Source organism: Sphingomonas carotinifaciens (assembly GCF_009789535.1).
Classification (GTDB): domain Bacteria; phylum Pseudomonadota; class Alphaproteobacteria; order Sphingomonadales; family Sphingomonadaceae; genus Sphingomonas; species Sphingomonas carotinifaciens.
The window spans coordinates 2,811,921-2,823,732 of the sequence record NZ_WSUT01000005.1; the positions used below are offsets into that span (position 1 = coordinate 2,811,921).

Here is an 11,812-nt window from a genome sequence, read left to right on the forward strand (position 1 = left end):
CCGATCACCCCGCAATGGCCCAGGTGACCGCGGCGGTAAGCCCGATCAGCATGACGAACGCATAGGTATAAAGATATCCCGTCTGAAGGTGCGCTGCCGCCCGGCTGCCCGCCTGGACGATCCAGGCCGAACCGTTGGGGCCGAAGCGGTCGATCGTCTTCTCGTCGCCGCGATGCCAGAGCAGGCGGCCGAGCGCGAAGGCGGGGCGCACGAAGAGGAAATGGTAGATCTCGTCGAAATACCATTTGTTGAGCAGGAAGCGGTACAGGATGCGGAACTGGTCCGCGAACTTCGCCGGGAAGCCGGGCGAGACGATATACGTCAGGAACGCGATCGCCAGACCGATCAGCATGACCACGGTCGCCGCCAGCTTTACCCAGATCGGCACGCCGTGCATCTCGTGCATCAGATGCTCGTTGAAGAACAGCGAACCCTTCCAGAACGCACCGGCGCTTTCCGGCTCCACGAAGAAGCCTGCGAACACGAAGCCCGCCGCGACGGCACCGATCGACAGGACGATCAAGGGGATCAGCATCACCAGCGGGCTTTCATGCGGGTGATAGCCCGCCGTGCCGGTGGGCAGTTCCTCATGCGACGGACCATGGACGTGCGGCTCGTCACCGGCATCCTCGGCATGCGCCACATTGTGATGCGCTTCGTCGTGATGATGCGCATCATGCTGGTCGTGGCCATGGGCCCCGTGTCCATGCGCATCGTGAACGGCATGCTGGATATGCTCGGAAGCGGCCCAGCGCGGCTTGCCCCAGAAGGTCAGGAACATCAGGCGCCAGGAGTAGAAGCTCGTCAGCAGCGCGGCGAACGTACCCACCCAGAAGGCACCCGGCGAACCACCGGCCCACGCGACCTCAAGGATCGCATCCTTGGAGTGATAGCCGGCAAAGCCGCCCACGCCGTAGATGCCGACGCCGGTGATCGCCAGCGTGCCCATCATCATGCCCCAGAAGGTCACGGGGATGTGCTTACGCAGGCCGCCATAATAGCGCATGTCCTGCTCGTGGTGCATCGCGTGGATCACCGAGCCCGCCCCTAAGAACAGCAGCGCCTTGAAGAAGGCGTGCGTGAACAGGTGGAACATCGCCGCGCCATACGCGCCGACGCCCGCTGCAAAGAACATGTAGCCGAGCTGCGAGCAGGTCGAATAGGCGATGACGCGCTTGATATCGGTCTGCACCGTGCCGACGGTCGCCGCGAACAGGCAGGTCGCGGCCCCGATGAACGTCACAAAGGTCAGCGCCGTCGGGCTCGCCTCGAACATCGGCGACAGGCGGCACACCATGAACACGCCCGCGGTGACCATCGTCGCTGCGTGGATCAGCGCCGACACCGGGGTCGGGCCTTCCATCGCGTCCGGCAACCAGGTGTGGAGGCCGAGCTGCGCCGATTTGCCCATCGCGCCGACGAACAGGAGCAGGCACAGCACTGTCATCGTGTCGAAGCGATAGCCGAGGAAGCCGATCGTCGAACCCGCCATGTTCGGCGCTTCCGCCAGGATCGCCGGGATCGACACGGTGCCGAACACCAGAAACGTCCCGAAAATGCCGAGCATGAAGCCCAGATCGCCGACGCGGTTCACGACGAATGCCTTGATCGCCGCCGCATTGGCCGAAGGCTTGCGGAACCAGAAGCCGATCAGCAGGTAGGATGCGAGACCCACGCCTTCCCAGCCGAAGAACATCTGCACCAGATTGTCCGCGGTCACGAGCATCAGCATCGCGAAGGTGAACAGGCACAGATAGGCAAAGAAGCGCGGCTGATCCGGCTCCTCGCTCATATAGCCCCAGCTATACAGGTGGACGAGCGCCGACACGCTGGTGATGACCACCAGCATGACCGCGGTCAGCGCATCGACGCGCAGCGCCCAGTCCACGCTCATGTCGCCGCTGGTGATCCAGTGCAGCACAGGCGTGACGGTCGCATCGTTCGCACCCGTCAGGAAGCCGATGAAGATCGGCCAGGATAACGCACAGGACACGAACAGCGCGCCGGTCGTGACCAGCTTGGCCGGCGTATTGCCGAGCGCCTTGTTGCCGAGGCCCGCGATCGCGGACGCCAGCAACGGCAGAAAGACGATAAGGAGGATCAACCGTTTACCCCTTCATCCGGTTGACATCGTCGACCGCGATCGTGCCGCGGCCACGGAAATAGATCACCAGAATCGCAAGCCCGATCGCGGACTCGCCGGCGGCGACCGCCAGCACGAACATCGCGAACACCTGGCCCACCAGGTCCTGGAGATAGGCGGAAAAGGCGACCAGGTTCAGGTTCACCGCGAGCAGGATCAACTCGATCGCCATCAGGATGACGATCAGGTTCTTCCGGTTCATGAAGATGCCCAGCACCCCCATGGTGAACAGGATGGCCGCGACCACCAGATAGTGGATCAAGCCGATCACAGCGGCACCCCCTGCCCCACGGGCTGGTTGACGTTGCGCGTGGCATCCTGCGGACGCCGCGCGATCTGGCGCGCGATGTTCTGCGGACGCGTACCACCGCGCGGACGATGGGTCAGCACGATCGCGCCGATCATCGACACCAGCAGGACCAGGCCCGCTCCCTCGAACACGAAAAGGTAGCGCGAATAAAGCAGGTTGCCGATCGACTGGATGTTCGACACCGTCGCATCCATCGGGGCGACGCGACGGGCAAGCTGCACGCCGCCCGCGCTCCATGCGCCGAGCGCGATGATGATCTCGGCAGCCAGTGCGATCGACAGCGCAAGCCCGATCGGCAGATAGCGCGCAAAGCCTGCCCGCATCTGTGCCACCTCGATATCGAGCATCATCACGACGAACAGGAACAGCACCGCGACCGCGCCGACATAGACGATGACCAGCAGCATCGCGATGAACTCGGCGCCGCACAGCACCATCAGTCCGGCCGCGTTGAAGAAGGCCAAAATCAGCCACATGACCGAGTGGACCGGGTTGCGCGACGAGATCGTCATCGCAGCAGACCCGATCACCACGATCGCGAAGATGTAAAAGGCGATAGCCTGTATCACTGCCTGTCAGGCCCCTTATTGTGTCGCCCCGAAGCGCCGAACATGTCGGTCGCGGCGGGCATTAACGGTACGGCGCATCGGCGGCAAGGTTCGCCGCGATGGCGCGCTCCCAACGGTCGCCGTTGTCGAGCAGCTTCGCCTTGTCGTAGATCAGTTCCTCGCGCGTCTCGGTCGCGAACTCCAGGTTCGGCCCCTCGACCACCGCGTCGACCGGGCACGCTTCCTGACACAGACCGCAATAGATGCACTTGGTCATGTCGATGTCGTAGCGCGTCGTGCGGCGACTGCCGTCGTCACGCGGTTCGGCCTCGATCGTGATCGCCTGCGCCGGGCACACCGCCTCGCACAGCTTGCACGCGATGCAGCGCTCTTCCCCGTTGGGATAGCGACGCAGCGCATGCTCGCCGCGGAAACGGGGCGACAGCGGGTTCTTCTCGAACGGATAGTTGATCGTCGCCTTGGGCTTGAAGAAGTAGCGCAAGGTCAGCGCATGCGCCTTGACGAACTCCCACAGGGTAAAAGCCTTCACATATTGCGCAACGCTCATGCGCCCACTCCCGTCCGCACCCACATCAGGATGCCCGACACCAGAAATACCCAGAACAGCGACACCGGCAGGAACACCTTCCAGCCCAGCCGCATCAGCTGGTCATAACGATACCGCGGCACCGTCGCCTTGACCCAGCTGAAGACGAAGAAGAAGAATGCGATCTTGCCGAGCAGCCAGATGATCCCGGGCACAGCATAAAGCGGCGCCCAGTTGATCGGCGGCAGCCAGCCACCCCAGAACAGCGTCGCGTTCAGCGCGCACATCAGGATGACGTTGGCATATTCGCCCAGCCAGAACAGCGCGAAGGACATCGAGCTGTATTCGGTCTGATAGCCGGCGACGAGCTCGGACTCCGCCTCGGTCAGGTCGAACGGCGCGCGCTGCGTCTCGGCCAGTGCCGAGATGAAGAACATCACCGCCATCGGGAACAGCAGCGGGTTGATGAAGAACCCGTTGATCCCGGTGTTCAGCGTGCTTTGCTGCGCCATCACGATGCCGGACAGGTTGAACGTACCCGCCCACATGACGATCGAGATCAGGATGAAGCCGATCGCCACTTCATAGGACACCATCTGCGCCGCCGCACGCAGCGCCGAGTAGAAGGGGTATTTGGAGTTCGACGCCCAGCCCGACAGGATCACGCCGTACACGCCGAGCGACGATGCCGCGAGGATGTAGAGCAAGCCGACATTGATGTCGGCCAGCACGACGCCGGGTGCGAAGGGCACGACGGCCCATACGATCAGCGCGGTGGTGAAGGTGATGATCGGCGCGAGCAGGAAGAGGCCGCGGTTGGCGGCGGCCGGAATGATGGTTTCCTGCAGGAACACCTTCAAACCGTCGGCAAACGACTGGAGCAGGCCGAACGGCCCCACCACGTTCGGGCCGCGGCGCAGCGCCATCGCCGCCCAGATCTTGCGGTCGGCATAGATGATCATCGCCACCGCCAGCATCAGCGGCATCGCGATGACCAGGATGCCGACGATCGTCGCCAGGAACCAGCTCCATCCATAGGACAGGCCCAGCGTCGTGTTGAAGAACGCGGTCACTCCGCTGCCTCCGCAAATTCCTCACCATGGACCAGTTCGGCCGAGCAGCGCTGCATCGTCGGGCTGGCCCGGCAGATCGCGTTGGTGAGATAGAAGTCCTTGATCGGATAGCCTGCGATCGATCCGGTCGCCGTCGCATCCAGCGAGGGCACCGACCAGTCGAACGTCACCAGCCCTTCCTTCGCCAGCATCGGCACGGCATCCGCCATGGCGAGACGCAGCGCTGGCAGCGTGTCGAACGGCAGGGTGTGGCCCAGCACTTCGGACAAGGCGCGGAAGATCGTCCAATCCTCGCGCGCGTCGCCCGGTGCGAACACCGCCTGCTCGCCGCGCTGCACGCGACCTTCCAGATTGACCCACGTACCCGACTTCTCGGCATAGGTCGCCCCGGGCAGGATCACATCGGCGTGATGCGCGCCCTGATCGCCATGATGGCCGACGAACACCTTGAAGCTGCTGCCGAACTTCGCGAAGTCCACCTCGTCCGCGCCCAGGAAGAAGGCCAGCTTCGGCGCGGCGTTCGCCACGTCGGCGATACCACCCTTCTGCGCATAGCCGAGCATCAGCCCGCCCATCCGCGACGCCGCCATATGAACGACGTTGAACCCGTTCCACCCGTCACGCACCAGGTTGAAGCGCTCGGCGAACTTCAGCGCAGCGCCGTGGCCGCCCTTCAGCGCCCCGCCGCCGACGATCACCGCCGGCCGCTCCGCCTTGGCGAACAGGTCCGCCACCGCCTGCGGCACGTCGCCCAGCACGCCCAGATCGCTGCCCAACCATTCGACCTTGTAGGTCAGATCGGTCTCGGGCCCGATCGCGAACACCTTGGCACCGCGCTTGATCGCCTTGCGGATGCGCGTGTTCACCAGCGGCGCTTCCCAGCGCAGGTTGGTGCCCACGAGCAGGATCGCGTCGGCCTGTTCCAGCCCGGCGATCGTCGTGTTGAAGTTGACGGCCGCCAGGCTGGACACGTCATAGTCCATGCCGGTCTGCCGCCCCTCGAGCAGCGTCGAGCCCATTTTGCCGAGCAGCGCCTTGGCCGCGAACATGGTCTCGCAATCGACCAGATCGCCCGCGATCGCGGCAACGCTGGAGCCGGCATTCACCGCCTTGATCGCGGCGAACGCCTCGTCCCAGGTCGCCGCGATGAGCTTGCCGTCACGCCGGATATAGGGGCGGTCGAGACGACGACGGACCAGACCGTCGACGGCATGGCGCGTCTTGTCCGACGCCCATTCCTCGTTCACCTCGTCATTCACCCGCGGCACGGCGCGCAGCACCTGGCGGCCACGGCTGTCGAGGCGGATATTGGTGCCCACCGCATCCATCACGTCGATGGCGAGCGTCTTGCGCAGCTCCCAGGGACGCGCCTCGAACGCATAGGGCTTCGACGTCAGCGCGCCGACCGGGCACAGGTCGACGACATTGCCCGAAAGCTCGCTGGTCACCGCCTGTTCCAGATAGGAGGTGATCTGCATGTCCTCGCCGCGATAAATCGCGCCGATCTCCTCCACGCCGGCCACTTCCTCGGCGAAGCGGACGCAGCGGGTGCACTGGATGCAACGGGTCATGATCGTCTTGACGATCGGGCCCATATACTTCTCGGTCACCGCCCGCTTGTTCTCGGTGTAGCGGCTATGGCCCTTGCCGTACGCGACCGACTGATCCTGCAGATCGCATTCGCCACCCTGATCGCAGATTGGGCAGTCGAGCGGATGGTTGATCAGCAGGAATTCCATCACGCCTTCGCGTGCGGCCTTCACCATCGGCGTGGTGGTGAAGATCTCCTGGTTGTCCGCGGCCGGCAGCGCGCAGGACGCCTGCGGCTTGGGCGGCCCCGGCTTCACCTCGACCAGACACATGCGGCAATTGCCCGCGATGGACAGCCGCTCATGATAGCAGAAGCGCGGGATTTCCTTGCCCGCGATCTCGCACGCCTGCAGGACGGTGGCGCCCTGCGGCACCTCGACCTCGACGCCGTCGACTTTGACCTTTGGCATTATTCGGCAGCTTCCATCATCGGCGCAAGGTCGCCCCCACGCTCACGGATACGGCGCTCCAGTTCGGGGCGGAAATGGCGGATCAGGCCCTGGATCGGCCACGCCGCGGCATCGCCCAGCGCGCAGATCGTATGGCCTTCCACCTGCTTGGTCACCTGGTGCAGCGTGTCGATCTCGGACACATCGGCATCGCCGGTGCGCAAACGCTCCATCACCCGCCACATCCAGCCGGTGCCCTCGCGGCACGGCGTGCACTGGCCGCAGCTTTCATGCTTGTAGAAATAGGACAGGCGGCTGATCGCGCGCACGATGTCGGTGGACTTGTCCATGACGATCACCGCCGCGGTACCCAGACCCGATCCGACCGCCTTCAGCCCGTCGAAATCCATCGGCCCATCGATGATCTCGCGCGCCGGCACCAGCGGCACCGACGATCCGCCGGGGATCACCGCCAGCAGATTGTCCCAGCCGCCGCGAATGCCGCCGCAATGCTTTTCGATCAGCTCGCGGAACGAGATCGACATGGCTTCCTCGACCACGCAGGGGCGATCGACATGGCCAGAGATCTGGAAGAGCTTGGTGCCCTTGTTGTTCTCGCGCCCGAAGGAGGAGAACCACTCGGCCCCGCGCCGCAGGATCGTCGGCGCGACCGCGATCGACTCGACGTTGTTGACCGTCGTCGGACAGCCATACAGCCCCGCACCCGCCGGGAAAGGCGGCTTCAGGCGCGGCTGGCCCTTCTTGCCCTCCAGCGACTCCAGCATCGCGGTTTCTTCGCCGCAGATATAGGCGCCGGCGCCGCGGTGCACGAACACGTCGAAGTCATAGCCCGAGCCGCAGGCGTTCTTGCCGACAAAGCCACGGTCATACGCCTCGGCGACGGCGGCGAACAGCGTCTCCGCCTCGCGGATATATTCGCCGCGGATGTAGATATAGGCCGCGCGCGCACGCATCGCATAGCCCGCGATCAGCGCACCCTCGATCAGCTTGTGCGGATCGTGGCGGATGATCTCGCGGTCCTTGCAGCTGCCCGGCTCGGACTCGTCGGCATTGATGACCAGGAAGCTGGGGCGGTCCGGCTTCGGTTCCTTGGGCATGAAGCTCCACTTCATGCCGGTCGGGAAGCCTGCCCCGCCGCGACCGCGCAGGCCCGACGCCTTGATCACGTCGATGATCGCGTCCTGCCCGCGGGCCATCAGATCCTTGGTATTGTCCCAGTCGCCGCGCATGATCGCCGCGTCGACGTTCCACGGCTGATAGCCGTAGAGATTGGTGAAGATGCGGTCCTTGTCGGCAAGCATCACGCCCACTCCCCGCGATAATCATGGTTCTCGCCGACCATCGCGGTCAGCGTCGTCGGGCCGCCGACCGGCTCCACCGTGTGGCGGCCGGGCTCCTGCGTACCCGTCTTCGGGCTTTCGCCACGCGCCAGCGCTTCCAGCAGCGCGGTCGTGCGGTCGTAGTCCAGATCCTCGTAATTGTCGTCGTTGATCTGGACCATCGGGGCCGACGCGCAATTGCCCAGGCACTCCACCTCGGTCAGCGTGAACATGCCGTCGGGCGTGGTGCGGCCCTTGATCAGCCCCTTGTTCTTGCATGCCGCCAGCACGTCGTCCGACCCGCGCAGCATGCACGGCGTCGTGCCGCACACCTGCACATGATAGCGGCCCACCGGCGCGAGGTTGAACATGGTGTAAAAGGTCGCGACCTCGTACACGCGCATATACGGCACGCCGATCGAACGCGCGACGAACTCGATCACCGGAACCGGCAACCAGCCCTGCGTGTTCGTCTCGGCACCCACCTGGCGCTGCGCCAGATCGAGAAACGGAATCGACGCCGACTGTTCGCGCCCCTTGGGGTAGCGCGACAGGATCTCGTTAGCCTTGCGCTGGTTCTCGTCCGACCAGGCGAAATTGCCCCAGCGTGCGCGGGTCTCGGCCTCGTCGGGGATCTGCGGTGCTTCAGCCATCAGCGGTCACATTCACCAAAAACGATATCCATCGCGCCCAGGATCGCGGTCGTATCCGCCAGCATGTGGCCCTTGGACATGAAGTCCATCGCCTGCAGGTGGCTGAACGCAGTCGGCCGGATCTTGCAGCGGTACGGCTTGTTGGTTCCGTCCGACACCAGATACACGCCGAACTCCCCCTTGGGGCTTTCCGTCGCGACGTACACTTCGCCCGCCGGGACGTGATAGCCCTCGGTATAGAGCTTGAAGTGGTGGATCAGCGCTTCCATCGAGCGCTTCATCTCGCCGCGCTTGGGCGGCACCACCTTGCGATCGGTCGCCGCGATCGGCCCTTCGGGCATGTCGTTCAGGCACTGCTTCATGATCCGCGCCGACTGGCGGACCTCTTCCACGCGCACCATGAACCGGTCGTAGCAATCGCCGCGCGTGCCCACCGGCACGTCGAACTCGACGCGGTCATAGGCATCATAGGGCTGCGACTTGCGCAGGTCCCACGGAATGCCCGCCGCACGGATCATCGGGCCAGAGAAGCCCCAGGCGATCGCGTCCTCGCGGCTGACCGTCGCGATGTCGACGTTGCGCTGCTTGAAGATGCGGTTGTCCGCGACCAGGCTGATCGCATCCTCGAACAGGCGCGGCAGGCGCGTATCGAGCCATTCGGCCAGATCGGCGAGCAGCTTGACCGGCAGGTCCTGATGCACGCCGCCGACGCGGAAATAATTGGCGTGCATGCGCGCGCCCGAAATCCGCTCGTAAAAGCCCATGCAGTCTTCGCGGATCTCGAACAGCCACAGGTTCGGCGTCATCGCGCCGACGTCCATGATATGGCTGCCCAGATTGAGCATATGGTTCTTGATGCGCGTCAGCTCGGCGCACAGCACGCGGATATATTGCGCGCGCAGCGGCACTTCGAGGTCGAGCAGCTTCTCGATCGCCAACACGAAGCTATGCTCCATGCACATAGGCGAGCAGTAATCGAGCCGGTCGAAATACGGGATCGCCTGAGCATAGGTCTTGTATTCGATCAGCTTCTCGGTGCCGCGGTGCAGCAGGCCGACATGCGGATCGATCCGCTCGACGATCTCACCGTCCAGCTCCATCACCAGCCGCAACACGCCGTGCGCGGCCGGATGCTGCGGGCCGAAGTTGATCGTGTAGTTCTGGATCGACACGTCGCCGACCGTGGGGTCGACGCCGTCCGTCTTGTGCATCAGTTCGTCGACATAGTCGCTCACTGGTTCTGTCCTCCGCCCTTGGCCGTCGGGACGTCCGACTCCTCGGGCTTATGCTCGGGCTTGTTGCCCGGATGCGGCTGCCCGGCACCCGTCTGCGCCGGACTTTCCGTCGTCTTGGTATCGCGGGCCTTGGGATCGGCATTGGGGGCCGGCGGGGCATCCGCCTTCTTCACCGCCTCGGCATTTGCCGGGGTCTGTGCGCCCTTGGCCTGGGGCTGCGTACCCTTCTCGTCGCCCGGCAGCACATATTCCGCGCCTTCCCATGGGCTCATGAAGTCGAAGGTGCGGAAATCCTGCGCCAGACTGACCGGCTCGTACACCACCCGCTTCTCCTCCTCGGAGTACCGGACCTCGGTATAGCCCGTCAGCGGGAAGTCCTTGCGCAGCGGATGGCCGCGGAAGCCATAGTCGGTCAGGATGCGGCGCAGGTCGGCATTGCCCTCGAACAGCACGCCGTACAGGTCATACACCTCGCGCTCCAGCCAGCCGGCAACCGGCCACAGCCCCGTCACCGACGGCACCGGCTTGGCGTCGTCGGTCGAGACATGGACGTGCAGGCGGTGGTTGCGGGTCAGCGACAACAGGCAATAGACCACCTCGAAACGCTCCGCGCGTTCGGGATAGTCGACGCCCGCGATTTCCATCAGCTGCTGATATTCCAGACCGCGCGTATCGCGCAGCGCCGCCAGCGCGTTGACCACGTTCACGCGGTCGACGACCAGCGCCACCTCGCCCGCATGGTCGCGCGCGTCCAGCAGCCACGGCCCGAGCGCGGCACGGGCCGCGTCGATCACGCCGTCATTGCTGGCGAAACGGGGTGCAGGCGCCCTCACCGTTCGATGCTCCCCGAACGGCGGATCTTCCGCTGCAACTGCATGATGCCATAGAGCAGCGCCTCTGCGGTCGGCGGGCACCCGGGGACGTAGATGTCCACCGGCACCACGCGGTCGCAGCCACGGACCACCGAATAGCTGTAATGGTAATAACCGCCGCCATTGGCGCAGCTACCCATCGAGATGACGTATTTCGGCTCCGACATCTGATCGTAGACGCGGCGGAGCGCCGGGGCCATCTTGTTGCACAGCGTGCCCGCGACGATCATCACGTCCGACTGACGCGGCGACGCGCGCGGCGCGGCACCGAACCGCTCCAGGTCGTAGCGCGGCATGTTGACGTGGATCATCTCGACCGCGCAGCAGGCGAGGCCGAACGTCATCCACCACAGCGAGCCCGTACGCGCCCACTGAAACAACTCCTCGGTCGAGGTGACCAGGAAACCCTTGTCGGTCAACTCACCGTTGAGGCTGTCGAAAAAGCCCTGATCGGGCGGGACGACGCCCTGCCCGCTGGCCGGAACCTTGAGTTCGACCGGACCGGAGTGAGGAATTACTCCCAATCCAACGCTCCCTTCTTCCATGCATATACAAGCCCGAGGCCGAGCTCGCCGATGAAGATCATCATCGAGATCCACGCGGTCCAGCCGAGGCTGAAAACGCTTACTGCCCAAGGATATAGGAACGCCGCCTCCAAATCGAAGATGATGAACAGGATGGCAACGAGATAAAAACGAACGTCGAACTGGGAGCGCGGGTCCTCGAATGCGGGGAAGCCGCATTCATACTCGGCGAGCTTCTGCTCATTCGGTTTGTGCGCGCCCGTCAGCCGGCCGACGACCATCGGCAGGAACACGAACGCACTCGACAGGACCAGGGCAACGCCCAGGAACAACAGGATCGGCAGATATTGCGACAGATCGACCAAGGCTTCTCTCGCGGGTGCGGAATGGATGAAGGCGCTTTAAGCCGATGCCACCCGAGGGGCAAGCGGCGGAGCCTGTGAGAATGAATCGCAACTTAACGGGTGGCTTAGCACCCTATTCCCTCTCCCCCTCGGGGAGCATCAGGTAAACAGCGCCCCACGCTGTTTAGTCGATGCCGGGAGCATGGACGACCTGATGCTGGAGGGGCCCATCGCGAAGCGATGG

12 protein-coding genes are annotated in these 11,812 nt (G+C 64.4%); all 12 read right to left on the reverse strand.

All coding sequences use genetic code 11. The annotated features are described in order from the left end of the window. Positions 1 to 4: 4 nt before the first annotated feature. The 12 genes from nuoL to ndhC all read right to left on the reverse strand — a co-directional run bounded on the left by nuoL (position 5) and on the right by ndhC (position 11,589). A complete protein-coding gene (nuoL, locus tag GQR91_RS15065; protein WP_149683274.1) occupies positions 5 to 2,104 on the reverse strand; it encodes an NADH-quinone oxidoreductase subunit L in 2,100 nt (699 codons plus the stop codon). Between the two features lie 4 nt (positions 2,105 to 2,108). Beyond that, complete coding sequence (gene nuoK, locus GQR91_RS15070; protein ID WP_112382808.1) at positions 2,109 to 2,414, reverse strand: NADH-quinone oxidoreductase subunit NuoK; 306 nt, start codon at positions 2,412 to 2,414, stop codon at positions 2,109 to 2,111. Then, entirely contained in the window at positions 2,411 to 3,022 is a 612-nt protein-coding gene (locus GQR91_RS15075; RefSeq protein WP_149683275.1) for an NADH-quinone oxidoreductase subunit J, read from the reverse strand. Before GQR91_RS15075 ends, nuoK begins: the two co-directional genes overlap by 4 nt. 61 nt (positions 3,023 to 3,083) lie before the next feature. Then, on the reverse strand, positions 3,084 to 3,569 hold the full coding sequence (gene nuoI / locus GQR91_RS15080) for an NADH-quinone oxidoreductase subunit NuoI (RefSeq protein ID WP_112382806.1): 486 nt from the start codon (positions 3,567 to 3,569) through the stop codon (positions 3,084 to 3,086). Continuing rightward, a complete protein-coding gene (gene nuoH / locus GQR91_RS15085) occupies positions 3,566 to 4,621 on the reverse strand; it encodes an NADH-quinone oxidoreductase subunit NuoH (RefSeq protein WP_149683276.1) in 1,056 nt (351 codons plus the stop codon). Before nuoH ends, nuoI begins: the two co-directional genes overlap by 4 nt. Further along, the gene (gene nuoG, locus GQR91_RS15090) at positions 4,618 to 6,621 is read right to left on the reverse strand and encodes an NADH-quinone oxidoreductase subunit NuoG (protein ID WP_149683277.1); all 2,004 of its coding nucleotides are present in this window, start codon (positions 6,619 to 6,621) and stop codon (positions 4,618 to 4,620) included. The genes nuoH and nuoG overlap by 4 nt, the downstream gene beginning before the upstream one ends. Continuing rightward, entirely contained in the window at positions 6,621 to 7,922 is a 1,302-nt protein-coding gene (gene nuoF / locus GQR91_RS15095) for an NADH-quinone oxidoreductase subunit NuoF (RefSeq protein ID WP_149683316.1), read from the reverse strand. Before nuoF ends, nuoG begins: the two co-directional genes overlap by 1 nt. Continuing rightward, positions 7,922 to 8,593: a complex I 24 kDa subunit family protein gene (locus tag GQR91_RS15100; protein ID WP_112382803.1), complete on the reverse strand. Its 672-nt coding sequence runs from the start codon at positions 8,591 to 8,593 to the stop codon at positions 7,922 to 7,924. Before GQR91_RS15100 ends, nuoF begins: the two co-directional genes overlap by 1 nt. Next, positions 8,593 to 9,804: an NADH-quinone oxidoreductase subunit D gene (locus tag GQR91_RS15105; protein ID WP_211368805.1), complete on the reverse strand. Its 1,212-nt coding sequence runs from the start codon at positions 9,802 to 9,804 to the stop codon at positions 8,593 to 8,595. Before GQR91_RS15105 ends, GQR91_RS15100 begins: the two co-directional genes overlap by 1 nt. Before the next feature lie 20 nt (positions 9,805 to 9,824). Continuing rightward, positions 9,825 to 10,661 carry an NADH-quinone oxidoreductase subunit C gene (locus tag GQR91_RS15110; RefSeq protein ID WP_112382801.1) on the reverse strand — a complete coding sequence of 279 codons (837 nt, stop codon included), beginning with the start codon at positions 10,659 to 10,661 and terminating at the stop codon, positions 9,825 to 9,827. Next, entirely contained in the window at positions 10,658 to 11,245 is a 588-nt protein-coding gene (locus GQR91_RS15115) for a NuoB/complex I 20 kDa subunit family protein (protein ID WP_235904145.1), read from the reverse strand. Before GQR91_RS15115 ends, GQR91_RS15110 begins: the two co-directional genes overlap by 4 nt. Beyond that, complete coding sequence (ndhC, locus tag GQR91_RS15120) at positions 11,215 to 11,589, reverse strand: NADH-quinone oxidoreductase subunit A (protein ID WP_112382800.1); 375 nt, start codon at positions 11,587 to 11,589, stop codon at positions 11,215 to 11,217. The genes GQR91_RS15115 and ndhC overlap by 31 nt, the downstream gene beginning before the upstream one ends. Positions 11,590 to 11,812: the final 223 nt, after the last annotated feature.